Below are 23468 nucleotides of genomic sequence, written 5' to 3'. Positions count from 1 at the left end.
CAGTCCTCGAGAAGGGGTACCGGTCGATCGCAAGTATGCGCCCGGCTCGCCGAACCGGGACAAGCATGTGTGAAAACCTTCACCACTCCGGCACGGCGTGCAGATCGAGGACAGTTTCCGTTAGCAGCTAACGGAAAGCGTCCAAGATCCGCTGATCCGAGCCCGAGGGTGACGTGATCGCGCGCAGCTCGGCGGCCACCTCGGCGATCAGGTCGCTGAGCGAAGCGTCGCTGCCGGGCGCGATCCAGCGGGCGTACGCGACCCGGAAGACCATGGCACCCGACTCGGTGGCCAGGGTGGCCGTGGTCTCGGCGAAACCCTTGGCGCGGAGGGCCGCGGCGACCGAGGCCGCCAGCGAATCCGTCTTGCGCAGTTCGCGCTCCCGCAGCTCCGGACTGCTCTCGATGATGGCCTGTCGGGCCCGGACGAGTTCCAGGCGGTCGGCGAAGACCTCCTCGGCCACCCGACCGAAGGCCGCCACCACCGCGTCGAACGGCCCGGCGTCCAGCTCTGCCACCGCCTTGACCAGCACCTCTTCCAGGTGCCCGCTGCCGCTGAACAGGGCCTCGCGTTTGTCGCCGAAGAGTCGGTAGAAGGTGCGCTTGTCGAGACCGGCCCGCTCGGCGATGTCGGCGACGGTGGTCTGGTCGAAGCCGCGCTCCCGGAACAGCTCGAAGGCGGCCGCCTCCAGGCGGCCACGCGCGTCGGGTTGCCAGCGAGCCATGCCCCGATAGTATCCGATGTCACATTGCGACATTGCTGCGCTTGCTGATGTCGCACGATGACATCAGGCGCGGTACCGTGATGTCGCAATGTGACATCGGCATTCACGAAGGGCACACCATGCGCGTATTCGTCACCGGCGCCTCCGGTCACCTCGGCTCGGCGGTTGTGCCGGAACTGCTCTCCGCCGGGCACGACGTCGTCGGCCTGGCCCGCTCGGACACCTCCGCCGCCGCCATCGAGAAGCTCGGTGGCGAGGCCCGCCGGGGCGACCTGTCCGACCTCGACCTGCTCCGCGACGAGGCGGCCGCCTCCGACGGAGTGATCCACCTGGCGTTCCGCCACGACCTCATGCTCAACGGCGACCTCGCCGGCGCGGCCTCGGTCGACCTGGACGCCCTCACGGCACTCGCCGACGGCCTGGCCGACTCCGGCAAGCCCTTGGTCGGCACGGGTGGCACCGCGATGCTGGTCATGGGCGGCATCGTCGGTCGCCCCGGCACCGAACGGGACACCTTCCCGGGCGGCGGCTACCGGATCGACGCGGAGAACTTCGTGGTCGGCCTCGCCTCCCGTGGAGTGCGCTCCAGTGTCGTCCGACTCGCGCCGACGGTGCACAGCTCACTCGACCGGTACGGATTCATCGCCGCCATCATCGCGAGCGCCCGACAGCACGGGTACGCCGCGTACGTCGGCGACGGGGCCAACCGGTGGCCGGCCGTCCACACGCTGGACGCGGCCGTGCTGTACCGACTCGCCCTCGAGAAGGCGCCGGCCGGCGTACACCTGCACGGCACCGCCGATGAAGGAGTCTCCTTCCGGCAGCTCGCCGAGACGATCGGCCGCAACCTCGACATCCCGGTCCGGAGCATCGGCACCGACGAGGCGGGCGAGTACTTCGGCTTCCTTGAGCGATTCGCGCAGATGGACAACCCGACCTCGTCCACCATCACCCGCGACCTGCTTGGCTGGACCCCCACCCACCCCGGCCTGATCGCCGACCTCGACGAGGGGCACTACTTCCGGGCCTGAACCCGCCAGGCCGCGCGACGAGGATCGGAAGCCGGCACCGGACCGGTGGCCGTAGGGTCGGCACGGTGATGCCCTCCGCACTCCGCACCCGCTGATGCCGATCCCGTGGCGGGACGCGATGAGCCAGGCCCTCTACGGGCCGGACGGCTTCTTCGTGGCCGGCACCGGACCGGCCGGCCACTTCCGGACCAGCGTGCACGCCTCTCCCGCCTTCGCCTCCGCGCTGCTGCGCCTCCTCGCGCAGGTCGACGCAGCCCTCGGCCATCCACCACGGCTGGACGTGGTCGACGTCGGGGCTGGGCGGGGGGAGCTGCTCCTCGCCCTGCGCCGCCTTGTCGCGTCCACCGACGCCGCCGGGGTTGCGGTCGGGGTTTCCGGGGAGCCTGCCGACTCCGCCGGACTCACTGTCGGGGTTTCCGGGGAGCCCGCCCACTCCGGGCGGTCAGGCTTGAGCCCTGCGTGGGCGGGCTCCCCGGAAACCCTGACTCCTGCGGCCGCCGTCCGTCAGTCGCCCGACTCCACCGCGGCGGTCGCCGATCGTCCGTCGCTCGCGGAGCGAGTCCGCTTCACCGCAGTCGAGTACGCCGACCGGCCGGAGAACCTGCCCAGGGAGATCCACTGGACTGCCGAGATCCCCGACGGCATCACCGGACTGCTGCTGGCGACCGAGTGGCTGGACAACGTGCCGTTGGATGTGGCGGTGAAGACCACCGATGGTTGGCGGTATGTGCTAGTCGAACCCTCGACCGGTGTGGAGACGGTCGGGGAATTGGTCGACGATGCTGACCTTGGTTGGCTGACCACCTGGTGGCCCGGTCCCGCTGGCCCTCGCAGTGCGGACCGTGCCGTGACCGGTGGTCGAACCTCGCCGGATGCGACGAGCGCAAGCGGGTCGGGTCTCCGGGCAGCCCGGCCGGCGCAGGGATCAAGCCTGACCGCCCAGAGCCGGCCGGGCTGCCCGAAGACCCCCCACCGCGACCACCCGAACCCCCACGGCAACCACGCAGAGATAGGAAGGCCGAGGGACGATGCCTGGGCCAACGCGGTCCAGAAGGTCGAGCGAGGGTTGGCGGTGGCGGTCGACTATGGGCACCTGCGGGACGGGCGGCCGGTGGACGGGACGTTGACGGGTTACCGGGGTGGGCGGCAGGTGCCTCCGGTGCCGGACGGGTCGAGCGATGTCACCGCGCACGTGGCCATGGACTCGGTCGCCTCCGCCGGCGCAGCGGTCGCCCGGTGCGCGTACTCCCTGAGCTTGCAGACCGAGGCGCTGCGGGCGCTCGGGGCCGACGGCGGTCGACCGCCGCTCAGCCTGGCCGGCACCGACCCGGCCGGCTACGTGCGGGCGCTGGCCGCCGCGTCGGCGGTGGCCGAGCTGACCGATCCGGCCGGGCTCGGCGGGCACTGGTGGCTGCGCCAACCGGTCGGCATCGGGCTACCGCCGGCCGTGGCACGATGACGGGCATGAGCACCGACGCCGGGGACCTCCGTGAACTGACCGTCGGCACCGGGGCCGGGCTGGTCGCCGGCACCGGCGATCAGCAGCTCGGCACCGACATGGTGCTCAACATCGGCCCGCAGCACCCGTCGACGCACGGCGTGCTGCGACTGAAGCTCGTGCTCGACGGCGAACGGGTGATCGCCTGCGAACCGATCGTCGGCTACATGCACCGGGGCGCGGAGAAGCTCTTCGAGGTACGCGACTACCGGCAGATCATCGTGCTGGCCAACCGGCACGACTGGCTGTCGGCGTTCTCCAACGAGCTGGGCGTGGTGCTCGCCGTGGAACGCCTGATGGGCATGGAGGTGCCCGAGCGGGCGACCTGGCTGCGGATGGCTCTCGCGGAGCTGAACCGGGTGCTGAACCACCTGATGTTCCTCGGCTCGTACCCGCTGGAGATCGGCGCGATCACACCGGTCTTCTACGCGTTCCGGGAACGGGAGACCATCCAGGCGGTGATGGAGGAGGTCTCCGGGGGCCGGATCCACTACATGTTCAACCGGGTGGGCGGCCTCAAGGAAGAGGTGCCGTACGGCTGGACGGGACGGGCACGTGCGGCCATCGGCGAGGTCCGTCGGCGACTGCCCGACCTGGACCACCTGATCCGACGCAACGAGATCTTCCTGGCCCGTACCGTCGGAGTGGGCGTGCTGTCCGCCGCCGACGCCGCCGCGTTCGGCGCGTCCGGGCCGGTGGCCCGCGCCTCCGGCCTCGACCTGGACCTGCGCCGCGACGACCCCTACCTGGCGTACGACGAACTGGACGTTCCGGTGGTCACCAAGACCGCCGGGGACTGCCACGCCCGCTTCGAGGTCCTGCTCGACCAGGTGTACGCGTCGCTGGACCTCGCCGAGCAGTGCCTGGACCGGGTGGACCGGCTCACCGGGCCGATCAACACCCGCCTGCCGAAGGTGCTCAAGGCGCCGGAGGGCCACACGTACGCCTGGACGGAGAACCCGCTCGGCATCAACGGCTACTACCTGGTGTCCCGGGGTGAGAAGACGCCGTGGCGGTTGAAGCTGCGCACCGCGTCGTACGCGAACGTGCAGGCGTTGGCCACCCTGCTGCCCGGCTGCCTCGTACCGGACCTGATCGCCATCCTCGGCTCGATGTTCTTCGTGGTCGGCGACATCGACAAGTGACCGGGATCAGCGCCAGCGGTCGGTGATCGGGGCACCGCCGGCGCGGGGCGCGTCGTCCTTCGGCGGGTAGCCGTACCGTTCCTCGACCCGGCGGCGGCCACCCCGCTCGGGGGCGGGTTCCGGCTCGTGGCCGCGCTGACGCGGCGGACGCCACTCGTCCGGTACGGCCACGCCACCGACCGGCAACGCCGGCCGACGTTCGTCCTGCCGGCGCGGATCCTCCTGCCAGCGGGCGTCCTCGTGGCGGGCGTCCTCGTGACGGCGCGGGTCCTCGTGACGGCGCGGGTCCTCGTGACGGCGCGGGTCCTCGTGACGGCGCGGGTCCTCGTGGCGGACGGACGCCCAACGGTCCGCCATTCGGTACTCGGTGCCGGTGGCGTCGGCGTGCACCTCGGCCCGGCGTTCCCCGACGTGCAGCTCACGGCCGTTGTCGTCGTCGCGGACAGCCGCCCACCGGTCGCCGGCCCGAAGCTGGGACCAGTACTCGCCGGTGTCGTCCGCACGCAGGGCGGGACCGGGCTGCGGGGCACCGGCGCGCTCCGGCTCGGCCTGCTCCGACCAGCTACGGCGCTGCGAACGACCGTCCCACGCGGACTCGTCGGCCGGCGCGTACGCGTCGCGCTGGTCGGTCCACTCCGGCTCGTCGCCGCGACCCGTCCTGCGGGGCTCCTCGTCGCCACGCTCGGGCCCACCCCAACCCGAACCGTCGCGGGGGCCCAGCGGGGCCGACTCCCCCCGAGAGGCCTGCTGCGTACCCCAGGACCGGTCGTCGGCGCGGCGCTCGCGGTCGTCGTCGGCGTACGCGGACCGGGGCTCCTGCGCGTCGTCCCAGGAACGGGCACGCCCCTGGGCGCCGCCGCCCCGGGTCCATTCCTGGGCCGGCGGGGTCCACTGGCCACCGTACCCAGCGCCGTAGCGCCCACCCGACTCGGCGGGACCGCCGTCGACAACGGTGTGCCGGGTCGTGACGTGCACGGTCTCGGTGTGCCGGACCACGCCGACCGGCCGGTGCGTCGACTCCGGGCGCTCGTGCTCACGCGGGCGGTCGTACTCGCGCGGCGGGTTGTACTCCCGCGCCCGGTCGTGCTCCGGCGGGCGCCCAGCGGCACCGTACACGCTGCCGGCGGTGGGCTCGGGAGCGTCCGCGGCGCGGTGGCGGTACGCCGGTTCGGCGTCGGCACGGTCGTCGCGTCCCCAGCGACCGGCCGCCTCGTCCGGTGCCGGCACCCGCGCCCGAGGGGCGTCCTCGCCCGTGGCCGGTCCCGGAACCCGACCGGCGGCCTCGCCCGGAGCCGGCACCCGCACCCGGGCGGCCGGGATGTCGCCGGGCACCGGTACCCGGCTGCGGGCGGGTGGAGTGTCGTTCACCGGTTCGACGGACGGCACGCGGGCCCGGCTGGCCGCCGCCGGCTCGGTGGCCGGGGCGGCGCCAGCGAGGGCCGCACCGGTGGCGTCGAGGCGGCGACGGACCGCGGCGATCCCCTCCTGGGCGCGCTGCGCCTGGTCGAGCGCCTGGTTACCGCGCTGCGCGGCGGCCACGATCTCGGCGCGCAACTCCCGGCGCAACTCCTCGATCTCCTCCAGCAGCTCGTCGGCCCGCGCCGATGCGCCGTCCCCGTCGGGGCGCAGCGCGATGGAGAGACCGATCAGCACCACCGCCACGATGGCGAGCACCGCCGCGAGACGCAGCGGACCGTTACCGTCAGCCACCAGGAGAATCAACGCCGCGACGGGCGCCAGCGCGACGCCGCCCCAGAAGAGCACCGTCAGCAGGAGCGGTTGACGCCGGGCGTCGGAGGTGACCGGGGCTGGCATAGAAGAGCAGCCTACCGACGATCCGTAGCGGAGGGAACGGTTCCCGGACGCACGAACGCCCCCGCCCTTTCGGGGGCGGGGGCGTCCGTCACACGCCGTAGCAGAGCGTCAGCTCGTGGCGAACGCACTGTCCGAGGAGAAGACCAAACCCACACTGATCTTGCCCTCACGCAGACCGTTCTTGGTCAGCGGTCCACCCTGGTCCAGGGAGGAGAACGAGCCCACCGACAGACCGTAGGTCTTCTCCAGGCCCGGCTTGCAGAACGGGCGCTGCTGGCACTCCGGCGGGCCGCCCAGCACGGTGGCGCTGCCGGAGCACTTCGCGGCCAGCTCGGAGAGGGTCCGTACGCCGTACTTGTCGGCGAACTCCTGGGTCACCGCGAAGGCGTTCTGGTCCTGCGCGGCGGCCGGGGCACCGAAGGTGATGCCCACCTTGTCGCCCTCGGCCTTGAGAGCGGTCACCGTGGTGTTGATGTCGGGCGAGGAGACCGGCTTGGGGTTCTGGCCGTTGGCCTTGGTGTTGAGGAACTCGGCCATTGTCGACGCGTACTCCGGGACGACCTGGACCTCGCCCTTCTCCAACGCCGGCTCGTACAGCTCCCGGTTGCCGATCTGCTGCACCTTGACCTGGTAGCCGGCGCCGGTGAGCGCGATGCGGTACAGCTCGCCCAGGATCTGGCTCTCGCTGAAGTTGGCGGCGCCGACCACGATCTCGCCACCCGGGCCCTTGGCGATGCCCGCGGTGAGGTTGTTGGCGCTGGCGAACTCCTCGGCCGCGACCTTGGGGGTCTTGCGGTCGACGTCGACCGCCTTGTTGAGCTGGACCAGCTTCGGCGTGTCGAGCGTCGCGGAGACCTTGTCGAGCGCGGCGATCAGCTGCGGGTTGGCCACCTTGCTGTTGATCGCCGGGATGACGTTGTCGGCGTTCTGGAGCTTCTTGTCGTCGGTCAGCGCGATGAGCTGCTTGCCGGCGACCGGTGCGCATCCGGCGCCCGAGGCGCTGGTCTGGGGAGCGTCGGTGCCGGACGAGCCGGCGTCGCCACACCCGGTGAGAAGTGTTGCCCCGGCCACGACGCCGACGGCGCCGATCGCGAGACGTGTACGTGCGCGCATATGTGCCGCCCGCCTTCCGTGTCCCGGCGCGACCCGTCCCGGGCCGGCCGCGTGTCCGACGGGCGATCCTCGTTGTCGGCCGCCCGCAATTCCCACCCAACATGGTCCGCGACCGACCGACAACTCGGGATGGGCTTCGTCACCGCATCGTCACCGACCGGCCCGCCGCTGGTCGCCGCTTCGGCGTCCACTCACCCGGACGGAGCACGCCCGGGTGACCGCTCAGGCACGGCCGGTGGCGTCGGCGGGTCGCGGACGGCCCGCGCGCTGCCGGCCCCGGCGCAGTGGACGCGGGGTGACCATGCGTTCGACGATCCCGAGCAGCAGCTCGGCCAGCAACGCCAGCCCGGCCACCAGCACACCGCCGGCCACGATCTGCCCACCGCCGACGGCGATGCTCAGACCGAACCCGGTGCGGATGATCTCGCCGAGCCCGCCGCCGTTGACGAACGAGGCCAGCGCCGCCGTGGCGATGACCTGCACGGCCGCGGTCCGGAAGCCGGCGGCCAGGTACGGCACCGCCAACGGCAGCTCCACCCGCCGTAGCAACTGCCCGCCGGACAGGCCCATCCCCCGGGCCGCGTCGCGCGCCTCCGGGTCCACCTGGCGCACGCCGGTGTAGGCGTTGGCCAACAGCGGCGGTACGGCGAAGACGGCGAGCGCCACCACCACCGGCGTACGTCCGAAGCCGAGGAACGTCAGCGGCAGGATGGTCAGCAGCGCCAGGGTGGGGATGGCGAGGGTGGCGTTGGACACGAGCACCACCAGGCCGCCGCCCCGACCGGCGTGCCCGAGCCAGAGCCCGACCGGCCAGGCCACCAGACAGCCGAGGGCCACCGCCAGGGCGGAGATCGTCAGGTGCTCGCCGAGGCGGTCCAGAATGCCGCCGGGGTTGGTCCAGTTCAGCGGGTCGTTGAGCCAGAGCACCCCCTGCTGCAGGGGGTTCGCGGCGGCGCTCACCGGACGCCCCGGGCGGACCAGGGAGTGACCAGCCGGCCCACGAGCACCAGCAGCAGGTCCAGCAGCACCGCCAGCGCCACGCAGAGCACCGTCCCGGTCATGATCTCGGCCTTGTAGAGGTTGTTCTGGAAGCCCGCGAAGATCAGTTGCCCGAGGCCGCCGTGCCCCACCAGCACCCCGACCGTGACCAGCGCGACGGTCGACACGGTGGCCAGCCGCAGCCCGGTGAGGATCCCGGGAATGGCCAGCGGAAGGTCGATCCGGAACAACCGCCGCCACCGGCCGTAGCCCATACCCTCGGCGGCCTCGCCGACCTCCGGCGGCACCTGGTTGAGCCCCGCCACCACGTTGCGGACGATCAGCAGCAGCGCGTACAGGACCAACCCGACCAGTACGGTGGTGGCGCCGGTCCCCAGGTACGGCGCGATGAAGGCGAACAACGCCAGCGACGGAATGGTGTAGATCACTCCGGTGACGCCGAGGATCGGGCCGGCCAACGGGCGGAACCAGTACGCGAGCACGGACAACGGCAGGGCGATGAGCACCGCGATCAGCACCGCGCGCCCGGTGAGGGAGGCGTGTTCGCGCACGGCGGCGAGGATCGTGTCAGAGTTGTCCCGCACGTACTGCCAGGAGAACCAGGGGTTACCCGGGTCGGCCCGGTAGCTCAGGCGGAAGGACATACGTGGACGTTACCCCGGAGGTCCCCGGCGCAGCCGAATCCCCTCGCGCGGCGTCGATCTCCCTGCAGGGCATCCAGAAGCGCTATCCGAACGGCACCGAGGCCGTCCGGGAGCTGAGCCTGGACGTCAGGGCCGGCGAGTTGGTGGTGCTGATCGGCCCGTCCGGCTGCGGCAAGTCGACCGTGCTCCGCATGATCAACCGCTTGATCGAGCCGACGGCCGGTCGGATCATGCTCGGTGACGAGGACGTCACGGACGCCGACCCGGTGCGGCTACGCCGCCGGATCGGCTACGTGATCCAGAACGTCGGCCTCTTCCCCCACCAGACGGTCCGGGCCAACGTGGCCACCGTCCCGGGCCTGCTCGGCTGGTCCCGCCAGCGGACCCGCGCCCGGGTCGACGAGCTGCTCGACCTGGTGGGACTGGACCCGAGCCAGTTCGGCCGCCGCTATCCGCACGAGCTGTCGGGCGGTCAGCGGCAGCGGGTCGGCGTGGCCCGGGCGCTCGCCGCCGACCCGGTGGTGCTGCTGATGGACGAGCCGTTCTCGGCCGTGGACCCGATCGTCCGGGCCCGCCTCCAGGAGGAGTTCCTCCGCCTCCAGGCCGAGGTCCGCAAGACGATCGTCCTGGTCACCCACGACCTCGACGAGGCCGTCCGGCTCGGCGACCGGATCGCGGTGCTGTCCGAGGGCGGGCATCTCGAGCAGTACGACACGCCGGCCGCGCTGCTCGGCGCCCCCGCCACCGCGTTCGTCCGTGAGTTCGTCGGCGCCGACCGGGGCATCCGCCGGTTGGCGGTCACCCCGCTCGACCGGGAGTCCCTGGAGCCCGTGCCCGGCGATGCCCCCGCCGACCTGCCCACCGTGGGGCTCGACGGCACGGCGTACGACGCCCTGGCGGCACTGCTGACGTCGGGACAGGACCGGCTCCTGGTGACCGACGACGGCCGCCCGGTGGGCGCGCTCAGCCGCCAGAGCCTGCTCGGCCTGGGCCGCTAGCGCCCGGCCTACGCGGCCCTGGCTTAGTCCGCTCGGCCCGGCCGGCTGGGCCCGGTCCGCTGGCCTGGCCGGCTGGGCCCGGTCCTGCTGGGCTGGCCGGCTGCGCCCGGTCCCGCTGGGCTGGCGGCTAGGCCCGGCCGCCGAGACTCGCGGTGCCGACGATCCAGCCGGTGAGGAATCCGTAGCCGGCGCCGCTGCTCGCGTCCTGCAGCGCCTTCAGCAGCGACGGGTCCGGGCCGAGGAGCGCCGCCAGCACGGCGGCGAGCCCGCCGGCCAGCACGTACGCGGCCCAGCCGGAGAAGAACTGGCTGACCGGCCCGGGTACCCGAGCCACCTGCGCGGCGGGCAGCAGATAGAGCAGTGCCACCGCGAGGAGCACCAGCGCGACGGCCCGCAGGTCGGCGGCGAACAGGCCGCCGGCCTGCCCGTCCGAGTCCAGTCGCCAGGCCGGCCAGGCGAGCAGGCGCAGGTAGAAGCCGCCCGCCGAGTCCGGGTCGGTCAACGTCGCGGCGGCCCAACCGGTGTACGCCGGGCTGCCACAGATGCCGACCAGCAGCAGGACGGCGAGCGCGCCGGTGCCGGCGGCCGTCCCGTAGCCGCTGACCGGGCCGGTACGGACGAATCCCATGATCCGCCCCGAGCCCCTGCCGGCCGACCGGGCGGACCTGGGCTGCGTCGGGCGGCTCAGTGCTTCAACAGGTAGTCGATGAAGGCGGCCCGCAGCAACGGCGCCGACTCCTCGTAGCCGTGCCCGGTCAACTCCCGCCACAACGCGTTCGCCTCGTCGATGGTCGGGCCGATCGAGTTCGGCGCGCCGTCCAGCACCGTGGCCTCGTCCGCGTTCGGCAGGTGGCGCAGCACCGACCAGTAGAAGCCCACGTCGCGGCGCTCCCGGGCCAGGGCGAACGCCCGCTCCCGCAGCTCCTCCGTGGACAGCGCGTCGAGTTCCTCGAACGAGGTTCCGCCGGGGGCGGCGGCTGGTGTGTCGGTCATGCGGCGAGCCTAACGGTCGAGATCACCGCCGGCTCGGCGGACGCCACACGGCTCACCGGTCGCCGACATCCCAGCGCCGCGGGCCGTCCTCCCAGCGGGGATCCCGCCACGGGTCGGCCGGTTCCGGCGCGGGCGGCGTCGGCAGCGTCGGCGGCCAGTTGTCGGCCGACTGGGGTCGGGGCACGCTCCAACCCGAGCTGATCGTGCCGTCGCCGACGGGCTCGGGCTTCTCCACCACACCCGGCCGGGGCCGCCCGAACGACTCGACCAGTCGGGTCGCCAACAGCCCGACACCGAGCGCCACCCCGCCCACCGCCCAGCGGCTCACCGACCAGTCGCGCTCCGGCGCGTACGCCTCGAAGACGGTGACCAGGCCGACCGCCAGCACCGTGCCGAACACGCCACCGCGCCGGCCGTACGCGCTGGTGCCGCCGAGCAGGGACACACCGATGGCGAGCACGGTCCAGTCCAGCCCGGAGGTGGGCGTGACGACGCCGGGAGGGTTGGCGGCGAGCAGGACCCCGGCGAGCGCGGCCAGCACGGTGGAGCCGACGAGCGCCAGCGCGGTGACCACGGCGGCCAGCGCGCCCCGGCGTCGGGCCGGATCGGCGACCGGCCGGTACCGGCCCACCAACCGGCGGATCGCGCGGATCGCGCCGAACAGACCGCCGAGGACCGCGACGGCGGCGAACCCGGCGAAGAGGTAGCCGGCCGTACGCCTCGGGTCGTAGTCCCCCTGCACCAGCACCGGCGCAGACCGGCGTTCGATGTACACCACCACGCCGGCGGCGCCGGCCAGGCTCGCCGCCCACGCGGGCACCTGCAGTGCCACCACGGCGAGCGCCAGCACGAGACCACCCACCGCTGCGACCACGACGGCCGACCCCACGGACGTGGCCAGGCCCCGGTCGCCCTGCTCCGCGTAGTGCAGCGCGGCGGCGACCGCCACCGGCCCGATGGCCAGGTTGGGGGCGGCGGTGCGCAGACTCAGCCCGGCGGCGAGAGCGAGCAGCCCCAGGCCGACCGCGTCGACCAGCAACGTGCGCAGGTCGGCACCGCGCAGCGCGTCCGGGTCGGCCCGCCAGAGCAGCCAGCCCAGGGCAGCCAGACCGGCCAGCAGCAGGAACTCCCAGAACACGTGCACGCCGACGCGGTCGCGGCCCGGCTCGCCGTGGGTGGGATCGTCGAAGACGTTCTCCAGGACGGCGGCGGGAACCGCGGGCGTGGGGTCGACCGACCGCTCCCGGCCCGTGTCTTCGTACCCCATGGCACCGCCTCCCCAGTGGCCGGCCGCTTCCGTCCCGGCACACGGACGGACCGGGGCGGCCGTTGCTCTCCGATCGGAGGCACCGTACCCGCGGCGGGAGCCGGACGTAACCCCCTGCTCAGCGCTGGCCGGGGCGGCTCTCGCGCTGGTCCTGCTCGTGCTCGTCGTCCGGGCGCTCCGGGACGCGGCAGGAACGTTCCAACCACAGCGCGGCGCCCACCAGCGCCAGCGACGCCAGCAACCCGCCTCCGGCGGCCGGCCGATCCTCGGTGGCGGCGCGGGTGGTCTCCACGAATAGCCACCCGCTGAGCCCGGCGTAGAAACCGGCGAAGATGGAGCCGGCCAGCGCCGACGCCTTGGCCAGCACCACGAACCGGGCGACCAGCAGCGGATTGACCGGATCCCGACCGGGCTTCCGGTCGATGCGGCCGCGGGTGTTGACGGCCGCGTACGCCTCCAGCACCGCGAGCGCGGCCAGCGTCACCACCGGCAGCCACGGCAGGCGGGGGATGCCGCTGTAGTAGAGCGCGCTGATCAGCAGCCAGGCCACCGCCGCCGCGGCCAGGGCCGCCACGACCAGCGTCGAGATCCGGGTGGGGCCCATCCGCGACCCGTCGGGGCCCGGCGCTGGGGACTTCGCCTGACTCATGCCGGCCGGCTCCACTGGGTCATGCCGTCGACTCTAACGTCAGTTCCGGCCGGGGACGCAGTTCCAGCGCGTCGTCGGCGGCCGGACCGGAGGTGAGCAGGTCGGTCAGCCAGCCGTGGCCGGGCAACCGCCCGTACGGTTGGATGTCGATCCACGGCCGCAGCACGAACGCGCGCAGGTGTGCGCGGGGGTGCGGCAGGGTCAGCTCCTCCTCCTCGCTGAGCAGCGGCTCGTCGTCGTCGCCCCACACCGCGATCACGTCCACGTCGAGGGTGCGCGGCCCGAACCGCCGCCCCGGGTCACGGACCCGTCCGGCCGCGCGCTCCGCGTCGTGGGCCCGCGCCAGCCAGTCGCGCGGGGTCGCGCTCCCGTCCTGGGCGAGCACCACGGCATTGAGGTACGCGGGCTGGTCGGCGTCTCCCCACGGTGGAGTCTCGTACACCCCGGAGACCACCAGCACGGCGTCACCCAGCGTCGCGACGGCCGTCCGGAGGTGGTCCAGGCGATCGCCGAGGTTGCTGCCGAGCGACAGCACGGCCCGGGTCATCGGGTACGCGTCCGGGTCATCGTGACGGCCACGTCGGTGAACGTGTGCGGCACCGGCGCCTCCGGCTTGTGCACGGTGACCGTCGCGGTGACGACCCTCTCGTCGGCCAGACAGACCGCGAGCAGCCGGTCGGCCAGGGTCTCGATCAGGTTGACCGGTTCCCCGGTCACCACCGCCACCAGCCGCTCGGCCAGCTCGCCGTAGTGGACCGTGGCGGTGACGTCGTCGCTGGCGGCGGCCGGGCCGAGGTCCAGTTCGAGGACGGCGTCGACCACGAAAACCTGCCCCTGCTCCCGCTCGAAGTCGTACACCCCGTGCCGGCCGTGGGCCCGCAGGCCGGTCAGCTGGATCCGGTCACCCATCGGTCTCCCTCTCACTGGCCGGCCCACTGCCGGGCGGGCGTGAGGCGCGGGCTGCCGGTGGCGGTCCACACGGCGAGCGCGTCCACGGTGGCCCGCACGTCGTGCACGCGTACGCCCCAGGCGCCGGCCGCGACGGCCAGCACGCTCGTGGCCACGGTGGCGGCCTCGCGTTGGGCGGTTGGCCGCGGTGTGCCGTCGTCGGCGGCGAGCAGGCGACCGAGGTAGGACTTGCGGCTGGCGCCGAAGAGCAGCGGGTATCCGAGGTCCAGCAGCTCCGGCAGGCGCGCGCTGAGTTCCCAGTTGTGGGCGGCCGTCTTGGCGAAACCGAGGCCGGGGTCGACGACGATGCGGTCGGCGGCCACCCCGGCGGCCAGCGCCGCGTCGACGCGCTGCCCGAGCTCCACGCGTACGTCGGTCACCACATCGGTGTAGCTGGCCAGGTCACGCATCTGCCGGGAGTGGCCACGCCAGTGCATGAGGACCCAGGGGCAGCCGGCGTCCCGCACGACGCGGGCCATGTCGGGGTCGGCCAGTCCGCCGGAGACGTCGTTGACCACCACGGCGCCGGCGTCCAGCGCCGCCTCGGCCACCCGCGCGCGGCTGGTGTCGATGCTGACCGGCACCCCGGCGGCGCTCAGCTCGCGGATGACCGGCAGTACGCGGTCGGCCTCGGTCGCCGCGTCGACCCGGTCGGCGCCCGGGCGGGTCGACTCGCCGCCGATGTCGACCAGGTCCGCCCCGGCCTCGCGCAGACGGACGCCGTGTCCGACGGCCGCGTCGAGGTCGGCGTACCGTCCGCCGTCGGAGAAGGAGTCCGGCGTGACGTTGAGGACGCCCATCACCACCGGGCCCGGAGCCCGTACCAGATCGGTCACGACTAGACGGTACCGGTCGTGACGACGGCGCTCGGCGACCCGGGTCGACCAACCCTGACGTGCGCATTGGAACAGGTGTACGATCGGTCGTCCGGGCAGCAACAGGCAGTCCCTTCGCGGCTTGTCGCAATCCGGGGCGGCCCGTACGCTTTGGAATTGGCCAGCATGGAGATGGCGAAGCCTGGAGGGAGGGCCGAAGCGGGGAAAAACCACCCAAAGCTCGCCACCCTCCGTGGTGAGTAACGAACACAGGTCGAAATCGCTGCGCCCTGTGAGCAGATTTCCCGCCAGGCTTGCCTACTGCACCGCCGCGGCTCCGCCGGCCGCGATATGGGGAGGTTCCAGTGATCGCCTTCGAGCTCATGGAGACGGCGTCGTCCGGCGTCGCCCACGCGCTCTCCACCCTGGCCTCGGCTCCGCTCGCGGAGCCGGCACCGAAGGGGATCGACACCAGCGGTGTAGTCACCTTCTTCGCCAGCAAGATCGCGCCGATCCTGCTCGCGGTCCTGGGCGTCATCTTCATCGGTCGCGCCAGTCGGGGCGAAATTTCCAAGGTCCTGACGAGCTCGGCAATCGCCATCGTCGGGCTGGCCTTCATCGCCGGCGCGGCAACACTCTTCTTCGTCGGCGATTACCTGATCGACCTGATCTTCGAATAGGCGCGGTCACCAGATGCGGCTGCGCACCGACGACGACATCTACCGGGCTCGCCTGGTCTACCTCGGGCCGCCCGGCTACACCCTTCCGGTCCACCTGCCCTACGCCCAGTACGGGCTCTTCATCCTGCTCGTCCCCCTCTACATGTTCATCCACTGGCTGTTCACGTTGACGGTCGACCTCTTCCCGGCCTGGGAAATCGCGCTCGCCATCGTGACCACGTCGTTCATCTTCCGGCACGTTGATCCAGATCGGCCGGCGCGGGTGGTCATCCGCACCGCACTGACCGACTGGCGACGCACCCGGGAGCCGGCGATCGAGCAGCGCGACCCGCGCCTGGTCGGCAGCCGGATCAGGATCCGGGAGGAGCTGGCATGACCGGGGGTACGTCGATCGGTCTGTTTCACGCGGGTGAGGCGGTCGCATGAGTCGCTCTTCCACGCCGGGCTCCCCGGCCGGCCGCCCGGCCGTGCCGGCCAGTCACCGTGCGCATTCGTTCGACTACCCCGAGACCGAGGATGACGTCGCACTCGATCCCGCACTGGTGACCTCGCCCGGTCACGGCGCGGTCGGCGTGTTCCAGGCGCCCCGGCCGGTCACCCGTCGGACGCCTCCCGCCGAGCCGAGCACGGTGTCGGCCGGCGACAACGCCGACATCGACTCGCCCTTCCTGGACCTGTTCGGTGGCGCGCGGGCCGCCGGCCCCCGGGCCGTGACCGCGGCTCCCGCCAGCCGACGCCAGCCGGCGATCCCGCAGCAAGCGCCGACACCACCCCGGCCGGCTCCCGAGCTGGAGCCACCGTGGACACCGGACGACCCCTCCAACAGTGGCCATCGGGTCGACACCCGTCCGACCGTCGAGCCCCGGTTGCCACACCAGGCGGGCGACCGACGGCCGATGCCGCAGCCCACGGCCGAGGTCGAGCAGACCGCGGCAGCCGCGCCCGCGCCGGCGTCCACCGGCCCGGCAAGCCGGACGTCCAGCACCACGTCCGCCGGGCCGACGGCGGCGCCGGTGCAGCGTCCGAGCGCCCCGGCAGAACAGCCGACCGCGCCGGTCGACCGGCCGGCCCTGGAACGGGGGCCGCACCGGCCCACCCGGACGGAGCGACCCACCGGCGCCGGCAAAGAGGTCACCACGCCCCGCCAGCGGACCGCGAACCGTCAGGACCGGCCGATCAAGCCGGTCCGGGTCCGCGCCCCGAAAATCAAGTTCGGTGACCGGGACCCGTCAGTCGAGCTGGCCATCACCGAGATCGCCGGCCACCTGACCTTCACGCCCAACACGGTGACCGCCTGGTACTGGCTGCCCGAGGTGCGCTGGGCCTTCCGTCCCGACGGCGAACGCGAGGCGCTGCTGTCGGCGATCTCCGAGCAGTACGCGGGCCTCGCCGGTTTCCGGCTGCACCTGCGCCGGACCACCCGGCCGTTCCCGGCCGACGAGTGGGCACGCACCATCGACACCCAAACGGCCGCGCCGCTGCCCGACGTGCCCGGCACGACCGGCTGGGCCGACCACCTGGTCGCCGTCCAGCGGCACCTGATGGCGGTCAACCACGCCGAGGGGCAGACCTACCTGGGCGTCACCTTCGCCCGTCGCTCCCTCGGCGACTCCATGACCGAACGGTTGCTCCGCACCTTCGGCCGTGGCACCGCCGACGGCGAACGTCGCAAGCTGGGTCGCACCGTGGAGCAGTTCGACGAGGTGCTCGGCGCGTTCGGCATGCGCGGCCGACGGGTCACCGCACAGGAGCTGGAATGGCTGCTCTACCGCTCGGTCGCGCTGTGCATGTCACCCCCGGGTCGGCTCTCGCCGGTGACCGACGGGCAGTGGGAACGCGGTGACCTGCTCGCCCTGACCGAACAGGTCGAGCGCTACCGCACCCCGTACGGCTCGACGGTCAAGCTGGTCAACCGGATGACCGGCGAGGAGCGGCACGTGGCCGTGCTCGCCGTCGGCCGGATGGAACCGCTGGAGATCCCGGAACGGCACGAGCCGTGGCTGCACTTCCACGAACGACTGCCCTGGCCGATGGAGATCTCCACCCGGGTCGACATCCTCGGCTCCGGTGACTCGTTCCGTAACCTCGAGCACCGGCTCCGCATGATCCGCTCCCAGCAGCTCGACTACGCCGAGCACGGCATCGACGCTCCCCCGGAGCTGGAACGCCTCGCCAAGCGGGCGCTGGTGATCGGCGACGAGATGACCACCGGCCTGCCCGTCGACTCGGCGCGCGCACACGGCTGGCACCGCATCGCCGTAGGCGGCCGGACCAGGGAGGAGTGCCTGGAGCGGGCCCGCCGGCTCATCCAGCTCTACTCCCGCGAGCTGCGCATCTCGCTGCAGCACCCGAAGAACCAGGACTGGCTGGCCCGCGAGTTCATCCCCGGCGAACCGATCGCCAACACCGGCTACGTCCGCCGGATGCCCGTCCCGCTGCTCGCCGCCGCGCTCCCCCAGGCCGCCTCCACCGTCGGCGACCGTCGAGGCGACCTGATCGGACGTACGGCCGGCACCTGCCGTCGCCCCGTCTTCCTCGACCTGCACTTCCCCATGGAGGTACGCGAACGCTCCGGGCTCGCGGTGTTCGTGGCCGAGCCGGGTGGTGGCAAGTCGACCCTGCTCGGCGCGCTGGGCTACCTCGCCGCCCGACGGGGTGTGCAGGTGACCCTCCTCGACCCGTCCGGGCCGCTGGCCCGGCTCTGCGCCATGCCCGAGCTGCGCCCGTACTCCCGGGTGTTGAACCTGACCGGCTCCGAGCACGGCACCCTGGCGCCCTACTCGCTCATCCCCACGCCCCTGCGCAGCGAGTTCGCCAGCGGGGCCTCCGGCGACCGTGAGTTCGAGATCGCCGTCTCCAACGCGCGGGCCGAACGCCGCATGCTGGTCCAGGACATCTGCATGATGCTCGTGCCGCCGCAGGTGGCCCGGGAGGCGTCGACCGCCACTCTGTTCCGGCACGCCGTCCGGCAGGTACCCGCCGAGGAGACGTCCACGTTGGACGACGTGGTGAGCTGCCTCGGGCGGCTCGACGACGACGCCGGCAAGGAGTTGGCGAACCTCCTGCTGGACACCGCCGAGATGCCGCTCGCCATGCTGTTCTTCGGCCGGCCACCGGAAGGGCTGCTGGGCGCGGACGCGGCGCTCACCGTGATCACCATGGCCGGGCTCCGGCTGCCCGACCTCAAGATTGAACGTGAGTACTGGTCGGCCGAGGAGGCCCTCGCCCTGCCGATGCTGCACACCGCGCACCGGCTCGCCGTCCGCCGCTGCTACGGCGGGTCGATGTCGTCCCGCAAGCTGGTCGGCCTCGACGAGGCGCACTTCATGGAAGGCTGGCGGTCCGGGCGTTCGTTCCTGGTCCGGCTCGCCCGCGACTCCCGGAAGTGGAACCTCGCCGCGCTGGTCGCCTCGCAGAACCCCCGCGACATCCTCGGCCTCGACGTGCAGAACCTCGTCTCCACCGTCTTCGTCGGCCGGATCGCCGAAGACGCCGAGATCGCCTCCGAGGCGCTCCGCCTGCTGCGGGTACCGGTCAACGACGGGTACGAGGCCACCCTGGCCTCGCTCTCCGCCGCCGACAGCAACTCGGCCTCCCGCCTCGGCTTCCGGGAGTTCGTGATGCGCGACGTCGACGGCCGGGTGCAGAAGGTCCGGATCGACGTCTCGTACGTCGACGGCCTGCTGGACCACCTCGACACGACGCCCGCCGCGATCGCCGCGGCGGCCGGAGTCCTACCGAGCATCTCCCTGCCCGATCTGGAGGCGTGACATGGCTGGGGCCCGGGTTCGGATCGCATCGTTCCTGCTCGCGCTCGGTGTCCTGGCAGGGGCCACCCTCAGTTGGCCGTTCCTCGGCGCGGCAGCGGCCGCAGCCGCCCCACCCGTCACCCAGGCCCGAGCCGAACTCTGCACCACCGCCGAGTGGCAGGCCGACTTCCGGGCCTGTGTGGGGAAGCTCCAGGCGGTCAGCGAGGACGAGGTCAAGTGCCGCAACGCGCCAACCCCGGGCACACCCGACTCCGGCCTGGCCGGCTGGTTCGCCGCAGCACCACCGGCTGAGGCGGCGAACGGCATAGCCGGTCGCTACAGCCTCTATGGATACGCGGGTTACAGCTACAACACTTACGACATTGACGGCGGCTGCGCGTCGAGCGTCCTGCATCCGGATTACAAGTTCACGACGACGATCGCCAACGGGGAGTTCATGGTCGCCACGGCTGTCATCGGCGCATCGAACGCGTTGCGCGAGCGCGCCTGGGATCCCCGGTCCATGTGGGGCTGGGCGGACCCGCTGGTAGAGAAGGCGACTAAGTCCGTCTACGAGAAGGTGTTCAGCGTCTTCGGGATCGTCACGCTGTGCGTGGTGGGCCTCTACCTACTCTGGCGCTCCCGCCAGTCGGACATGAGCAACGCGATGACCACCGCAGGTTGGGCTCTCCTCGTGATGGTCGCGGTCACCGCGCTGGCCGCCTGGCCGGTGAAGTCGGCGAACATCGCGGATGGCACGCTAATCACCAGCCTCGGTGTGGTCCACGACGCGGTAGGCCCGCAAGCGAAGGAGCCCGACCCCGGGCGATGCATTGATCCGGACCGCTGCAAAGACCTGCGCACGCCGGCCGTTCGCGCGAGCGACACCGCTACCGAGACCATGCTCTACCGAAACTGGGTCCGGGGCGTCCTCGGGTCGGCCGACAGCGAGACGGCTCGCAAGTACGGGCCGGCGCTGTACGACGCGCGATCCCTGACATGGGGCGAAGCCCAGTCAATGCGCGCCAACCCGGCCACCCGGGAGGCGACGATCAAGGCGAAGCAGCAGCAGTGGGCGCGGGTAGCCCAGCAGATCCAGGCCGAGGACCCGGAGGCGTACGAGTACCTCCAGGGCGTCCGGGACATGGACCGGGTCGGGGCGGGGTTCATCGCGGTGCTGGCCTCGGTGCTGTTCGCCATGTTCGACCTGACGGCGTCGCTTCTGGTCCTGCTGGGGTTCCTCATCTTCAGGTGGGCGGTGATCGCGGCGCCCATCCTGGGCACCGTGGGGCTGCTCCGACCGGCCAGCGCCGGCCTGCGACGGCTGGCGAACGCCGTCGTCGCCGCGATCTTCAACATCGCCATCTTCGGCACCGGGGCCGCGATCTACCTGTTCGCGGTCGATCTGATCATGAGTACGCCCACCCTCCCCGGATGGCTCCAGGTGGTCCTGGTGTGGTTATGCGGAGTGGTCGGCTGGCTATTGCTACGGCCGTACCGGCGGATCACCCAGCTTGGCGGTAAGGACAGCAGCGAGGCGGTCAGTTCGGCCGGCTCCTGGCACCGCCGCTTCTTCCGTGACATGCGGGTCGCGGCGCGACTCGACGTCGTGGAGCCCGGGGGCACGGCGGAACCGGTGGGCGGGCGCCGCCGGTCACCGGACGCCGAGCAGACCCGGCTGCGCCCGGAGGCCCGCCGGGAGGACACGGCCCCGACGCCGACGCCCACCCCGGCAGGGAGCCGACGCACCGACGACGTTCGACCGGATGGTCACGAACGCGCCGACGATGCACCGATCGGGGAGACCGGCGGTCGAGACCGTCCCGTGCCGCCGCAGCCTCGTCGCCGCCAACCGGCGACATGGACCGAACCGGACGTTCCGGCGGAGAACCCGTCGTTCGTGGTCTATCGGCCGGGCTCCACCGAACGTGCGCCGGATCGCACCGGGCCGCGGGTGCGTTCCGAGGCTCGGTGACGGCGATGCGACGGGCCCTGGAGTTCCTCTTCACCCGGGCACTGCGATCCCGGCTGGGGTTGGCCGCGCTGATCGCGGTCCTCATCCTCGGGGTGATCGGAGCGGCACGCCTGGTGTCCGGTCCGAACGACCCGACGGACGGGTTGAGCAACCGGCCGAACCGGCCGATCACCACGGTCGACCCGACAGCTGGTGACGATGGTCTGATCGCCACCGAGGCACCCCCATCGCCGGTCACTCCACCCGGTGCCCGTTCGCCCGAGCAGATCGCGGACCGGTTCGCCTCGGCCTGGATCGGCCGGCCCGGCATGACAGCCGACCAGTGGCAGGCCGGGCTGCGGCCGATGTCGACGCCGGCGCTCACCGAGAAGCTGGCCGGCGCCGAGCCCGGCGGGGTGCCGGCCGAGGAGGTGACCGGCCCGCCGACGGTGCGGTCGCGCACCGAGACCTTCGTCGAGGTGCTGCTACCGCTCAACACCGGCCGTCTCCGGTTGGAGCTGGTGATGGCGGACAAGAGTTGGCTGGTCGACGTGGTCGACTGGGAGCGACAGTGACCGCCGGCCGAGCAGGCCGCGCTCTTCGTCGGCCGATCCGGGCCGGCGTGATCGCCTCGGTGCTCACCGGCGTACTGCTCCTGCTCTGCTGCACCGGGGGGACGGCGGCATTCTTCCTCAGTGGTCTCGGGGGCGACGCGGAGAACGGGGACGCCCTGGCCGGCTGGGGCTGCGGGCCGGTGCGTCCCGTCGACATCACCGGCGAGCTACCCCGGTTCAGCGAGTACGGCGACGCGCAGGTCCGCAACGCGGCGATCATCATCAAGGTCGGTCAGGACATGGGGGTTCCCTCGCGTGGTTGGGTGATCGCCCTCGCCACGGCGATGCAGGAGTCCGCCCTGCGCAACCTGGCCAACAAGGATGTGCCCGAGTCGCTGTCCCTGCCACACGAGGGCGTCGGTGCCGACCACGACTCGTTGGGCCTCTTTCAGCAGCGTCCGGGTTGGGGCTCGATCGCCGAGCGGATGACACCCGCCTACACCGCCCGGAAGTTCTACGAGAAACTCGTCAAGGTGCGCAGGTGGCAGCGCCGACCGCTGACCGTCGTGGCGCAGCAGGTCCAGGTCAGCGCCTATCCGGACGCGTATGCCAAGCACGAGGAGCTGGCCAGCAAGATCGTGGACGCACTCGCCGGCGGTGCGGCCCGCACCGTGCAGCTCAACGGCAAGGCGGTGTGCGACGCGGCCGAGCGCGGCGAGATCGCCGCTTCCGGCTGGACGGCGCCGATCTCCGGCGACGTCGGGTCCGGCTTCCGGACCGCCGATCGACCCAGCCACAACGGTGTCGACATCGGAGCGGCGAAGGGCACCGAGATCCGTGCCGCGGCCGCCGGCCGAGTGCTTGTTGCCCGCTGCGACCCGGACAACAAGGGACGCCGCAGTTGCGATGTGGACGGTTATCCGGGCAAGGGTGGCTGTGGTTGGTTCGTCGACATCCTGCACGCCGGTGGGTTCATCACCCGTTACTGCCACATGGTGGTCCAGCCCCGCGTCTCGCCGGACCAGATCGTCCCCGCCGGCGAGGTCATCGGACAGGTCGGCAGCAGCGGCAATTCATCCGGACCGCACCTGCACTTCGAGGTGCACCTGCGTAGCGACCGGTCCAGCCGGGGCGCGACCGACCCGATCCCCTTCATGCGCCAGCGGGGCGCTCCGCTGCGCGCCGCGGAGTGAGGCCGTCACTGGCATGACCGGACCGCTGCCGGACCCGCTCGCCGACCAACCCGACTGGGCGCCCCGGCCACCACGCCCCCTGACCATCGTGCCCGCCACCGGGCGCGTGGAGCTGCGCGGGCAGCGGGTGCTCGTGGGTCTGCCCGGGCTGGGCTGGCGTGGAGACCTGCGCGCGGACGACCGGGTCGTGCAGGGCGCCCGCACCTACGTGCCGGTCATCCCCGAACACGAGTGGTACCGGGCCGAGGCCGACCAGGTCGAGGTGTTCGCGCCGCTGGTGCCGGTTGAGCGGGTGTGGGTGGAGACGGTCGGTGAACGGCCCGCAACCGAGGGCGTACGGGACACCGGCATCCGGTTGGTCTCGCTCGACGGCCCCTCCCACCGCGCTCCCACCCCCGTGTTCGAGGCGGACGCGGTCACCGGCCGCCGAGTGGTACACGTCGAGGACGGACGCGAACACCGGGACATGCGAGCGGTGACCGAGACCTACTCGGGAGCCGAGGGCGACATCTGCGTGCGGATCACGCCCGAGGTGGAGTGGTACCGCTGGGCCTGGCGCGGCCAGTCACCCACCACGCTGGAGGTACCCGTCCATCTGCTGTGGATTGAGTGACATCTAGCCGCAACGCCGTTCAGTTAGGCGTTTCGGTAGGCCGTCAAGCGTGTCGTGGAGACGAGGCAGCGGAGCTCCGGTATAGA

23 protein-coding genes are annotated in these 23468 nt (G+C 72.3%); 11 read left to right on the top strand and 12 right to left on the bottom strand.

Going from position 1 to position 23468, the window contains the following annotated elements:
- Positions 1–127: 127 nt before the first annotated feature.
- The gene (locus ACLQ25_RS27435; protein ID WP_425733657.1) at positions 128–724 is read right to left on the bottom strand and encodes a TetR family transcriptional regulator; all 597 of its coding nucleotides are present in this window, start codon (positions 722–724) and stop codon (positions 128–130) included.
- Positions 725–843: 119 nt separating this feature from the next.
- Here ACLQ25_RS27435 and ACLQ25_RS27430 point away from each other — a divergent pair, with 119 nt between their 5' ends.
- The 3 genes from ACLQ25_RS27430 (at position 844) to ACLQ25_RS27420 (ending at position 4398) form a co-directional block, all read left to right on the top strand.
- A complete protein-coding gene (locus ACLQ25_RS27430; protein WP_425733656.1) occupies positions 844–1755 on the top strand; it encodes an SDR family oxidoreductase in 912 nt (303 codons plus the stop codon).
- Positions 1756–1855: 100 nt separating this feature from the next.
- Complete coding sequence (locus ACLQ25_RS27425; protein WP_425733669.1) at positions 1856–3214, top strand: SAM-dependent methyltransferase; 1359 nt, start codon at positions 1856–1858, stop codon at positions 3212–3214.
- Positions 3211–4398, top strand: coding sequence for an NADH-quinone oxidoreductase subunit D (locus ACLQ25_RS27420; RefSeq protein ID WP_425733655.1), 1188 nt, complete (start codon positions 3211–3213; stop codon positions 4396–4398). Before ACLQ25_RS27425 ends, ACLQ25_RS27420 begins: the two co-directional genes overlap by 4 nt.
- 6 nt (positions 4399–4404) lie before the next feature.
- Here the strand turns inward: ACLQ25_RS27420 and ACLQ25_RS27415 are convergent, their stop codons facing one another.
- The 4 genes from ACLQ25_RS27415 to ACLQ25_RS27400 form a co-directional block, all read right to left on the bottom strand.
- Positions 4405–6213, bottom strand: coding sequence for a hypothetical protein (locus tag ACLQ25_RS27415; RefSeq protein ID WP_425733654.1), 1809 nt, complete (start codon positions 6211–6213; stop codon positions 4405–4407).
- 108 nt (positions 6214–6321) lie between these two features.
- On the bottom strand, positions 6322–7326 hold the full coding sequence (locus tag ACLQ25_RS27410) for a glycine betaine ABC transporter substrate-binding protein (protein ID WP_425733653.1): 1005 nt from the start codon (positions 7324–7326) through the stop codon (positions 6322–6324).
- A gap of 222 nt (positions 7327–7548) precedes the next feature.
- Entirely contained in the window at positions 7549–8286 is a 738-nt protein-coding gene (locus ACLQ25_RS27405) for an ABC transporter permease (protein ID WP_355052484.1), read from the bottom strand.
- On the bottom strand, positions 8283–8969 hold the full coding sequence (locus ACLQ25_RS27400) for an ABC transporter permease (protein WP_425733652.1): 687 nt from the start codon (positions 8967–8969) through the stop codon (positions 8283–8285). Before ACLQ25_RS27400 ends, ACLQ25_RS27405 begins: the two co-directional genes overlap by 4 nt.
- 2 nt (positions 8970–8971) lie before the next feature.
- Between ACLQ25_RS27400 and ACLQ25_RS27395 the strand changes: the two genes are divergently transcribed.
- Positions 8972–9967: an ABC transporter ATP-binding protein gene (locus ACLQ25_RS27395; RefSeq protein WP_425733651.1), complete on the top strand. Its 996-nt coding sequence runs from the start codon at positions 8972–8974 to the stop codon at positions 9965–9967.
- A 127-nt stretch (positions 9968–10094) separates the two neighbouring features.
- Here the strand turns inward: ACLQ25_RS27395 and ACLQ25_RS27390 are convergent, their stop codons facing one another.
- The 7 genes from ACLQ25_RS27390 to folP form a co-directional block, all read right to left on the bottom strand.
- Complete coding sequence (locus ACLQ25_RS27390; RefSeq protein WP_425733650.1) at positions 10095–10595, bottom strand: hypothetical protein; 501 nt, start codon at positions 10593–10595, stop codon at positions 10095–10097.
- 56 nt (positions 10596–10651) lie between these two features.
- Positions 10652–10960 carry a hypothetical protein gene (locus ACLQ25_RS27385; protein WP_355052488.1) on the bottom strand — a complete coding sequence of 103 codons (309 nt, stop codon included), beginning with the start codon at positions 10958–10960 and terminating at the stop codon, positions 10652–10654.
- Positions 10961–11012: 52 nt separating this feature from the next.
- Positions 11013–12227, bottom strand: coding sequence for an ABC transporter permease (locus ACLQ25_RS27380; RefSeq protein WP_425733649.1), 1215 nt, complete (start codon positions 12225–12227; stop codon positions 11013–11015).
- 118 nt (positions 12228–12345) lie between these two features.
- Positions 12346–12831 (bottom strand): DUF3180 domain-containing protein, encoded by a 486-nt coding sequence (locus ACLQ25_RS27375; protein ID WP_425733668.1) that lies wholly within the window; start codon positions 12829–12831, stop codon positions 12346–12348.
- 64 nt (positions 12832–12895) lie between these two features.
- Complete coding sequence (gene folK, locus ACLQ25_RS27370; protein ID WP_425733648.1) at positions 12896–13423, bottom strand: 2-amino-4-hydroxy-6-hydroxymethyldihydropteridine diphosphokinase; 528 nt, start codon at positions 13421–13423, stop codon at positions 12896–12898.
- Positions 13420–13785: a dihydroneopterin aldolase gene (folB, locus tag ACLQ25_RS27365; protein WP_425733647.1), complete on the bottom strand. Its 366-nt coding sequence runs from the start codon at positions 13783–13785 to the stop codon at positions 13420–13422. Before folB ends, folK begins: the two co-directional genes overlap by 4 nt.
- Before the next feature lie 11 nt (positions 13786–13796).
- A complete protein-coding gene (folP, locus tag ACLQ25_RS27360; protein ID WP_425733646.1) occupies positions 13797–14660 on the bottom strand; it encodes a dihydropteroate synthase in 864 nt (287 codons plus the stop codon).
- 344 nt (positions 14661–15004) lie between these two features.
- On the opposite strand from folP, the gene ACLQ25_RS27355 reads away from it, so the two are divergent.
- The 7 genes from ACLQ25_RS27355 to ACLQ25_RS27325 are packed head-to-tail and all read left to right on the top strand — an operon-like array spanning position 15005 to position 23382.
- Complete coding sequence (locus ACLQ25_RS27355; protein WP_007466099.1) at positions 15005–15319, top strand: hypothetical protein; 315 nt, start codon at positions 15005–15007, stop codon at positions 15317–15319.
- A 13-nt stretch (positions 15320–15332) separates the two neighbouring features.
- Entirely contained in the window at positions 15333–15695 is a 363-nt protein-coding gene (locus tag ACLQ25_RS27350; RefSeq protein WP_204942430.1) for a hypothetical protein, read from the top strand.
- Positions 15696–15741: 46 nt separating this feature from the next.
- The gene (locus tag ACLQ25_RS27345; RefSeq protein WP_425733645.1) at positions 15742–19089 is read left to right on the top strand and encodes an ATP-binding protein; all 3348 of its coding nucleotides are present in this window, start codon (positions 15742–15744) and stop codon (positions 19087–19089) included.
- A 1-nt stretch (position 19090) separates the two neighbouring features.
- Positions 19091–21043: an MFS transporter gene (locus ACLQ25_RS27340; protein WP_425733644.1), complete on the top strand. Its 1953-nt coding sequence runs from the start codon at positions 19091–19093 to the stop codon at positions 21041–21043.
- Positions 21040–21597: a hypothetical protein gene (locus tag ACLQ25_RS27335; protein WP_425733643.1), complete on the top strand. Its 558-nt coding sequence runs from the start codon at positions 21040–21042 to the stop codon at positions 21595–21597. The genes ACLQ25_RS27340 and ACLQ25_RS27335 overlap by 4 nt, the downstream gene beginning before the upstream one ends.
- Entirely contained in the window at positions 21594–22769 is a 1176-nt protein-coding gene (locus ACLQ25_RS27330; RefSeq protein WP_425733642.1) for a M23 family metallopeptidase, read from the top strand. Before ACLQ25_RS27335 ends, ACLQ25_RS27330 begins: the two co-directional genes overlap by 4 nt.
- Before the next feature lie 13 nt (positions 22770–22782).
- A complete protein-coding gene (locus tag ACLQ25_RS27325; RefSeq protein ID WP_425733641.1) occupies positions 22783–23382 on the top strand; it encodes a hypothetical protein in 600 nt (199 codons plus the stop codon).
- The last annotated feature ends 86 nt before the right edge of the window (positions 23383–23468 follow it).

Source organism: Micromonospora sp. DT44 (assembly GCF_049841635.1).
Lineage (GTDB): Bacteria > Actinomycetota > Actinomycetes > Mycobacteriales > Micromonosporaceae > Micromonospora.
Note: the sequence above shows the minus strand (reverse complement) of the source record. Positions and strands in the feature narration are given on the sequence as shown.

Coding starts and splice junctions, on each gene's coding strand:
- ACLQ25_RS27435 (WP_425733657.1), bottom strand. CDS start 724: ATGGCTCGCTGGCAACCCGACGCGCGTGGCCGCCTGGAGGCGGCCGCC.
- ACLQ25_RS27430 (WP_425733656.1), top strand. CDS start 844: ATGCGCGTATTCGTCACCGGCGCCTCCGGTCACCTCGGCTCGGCGGTT.
- ACLQ25_RS27420 (WP_425733655.1), top strand. CDS start 3,211: ATGACGGGCATGAGCACCGACGCCGGGGACCTCCGTGAACTGACCGTC.
- ACLQ25_RS27415 (WP_425733654.1), bottom strand. CDS start 6,213: ATGCCAGCCCCGGTCACCTCCGACGCCCGGCGTCAACCGCTCCTGCTG.
- ACLQ25_RS27410 (WP_425733653.1), bottom strand. CDS start 7,326: ATGCGCGCACGTACACGTCTCGCGATCGGCGCCGTCGGCGTCGTGGCC.
- ACLQ25_RS27400 (WP_425733652.1), bottom strand. CDS start 8,969: ATGTCCTTCCGCCTGAGCTACCGGGCCGACCCGGGTAACCCCTGGTTC.
- ACLQ25_RS27390 (WP_425733650.1), bottom strand. CDS start 10,595: ATGGGATTCGTCCGTACCGGCCCGGTCAGCGGCTACGGGACGGCCGCC.
- ACLQ25_RS27385 (WP_355052488.1), bottom strand. CDS start 10,960: ATGACCGACACACCAGCCGCCGCCCCCGGCGGAACCTCGTTCGAGGAA.
- ACLQ25_RS27380 (WP_425733649.1), bottom strand. CDS start 12,227: ATGGGGTACGAAGACACGGGCCGGGAGCGGTCGGTCGACCCCACGCCC.
- ACLQ25_RS27375 (WP_425733668.1), bottom strand. CDS start 12,831: ATGGGCCCCACCCGGATCTCGACGCTGGTCGTGGCGGCCCTGGCCGCG.
- folK (WP_425733648.1), bottom strand. CDS start 13,423: ATGACCCGGGCCGTGCTGTCGCTCGGCAGCAACCTCGGCGATCGCCTG.
- folB (WP_425733647.1), bottom strand. CDS start 13,785: ATGGGTGACCGGATCCAGCTGACCGGCCTGCGGGCCCACGGCCGGCAC.
- ACLQ25_RS27350 (WP_204942430.1), top strand. CDS start 15,333: ATGCGGCTGCGCACCGACGACGACATCTACCGGGCTCGCCTGGTCTAC.
- ACLQ25_RS27345 (WP_425733645.1), top strand. CDS start 15,742: ATGAGTCGCTCTTCCACGCCGGGCTCCCCGGCCGGCCGCCCGGCCGTG.
- ACLQ25_RS27340 (WP_425733644.1), top strand. CDS start 19,091: ATGGCTGGGGCCCGGGTTCGGATCGCATCGTTCCTGCTCGCGCTCGGT.
- ACLQ25_RS27325 (WP_425733641.1), top strand. CDS start 22,783: ATGACCGGACCGCTGCCGGACCCGCTCGCCGACCAACCCGACTGGGCG.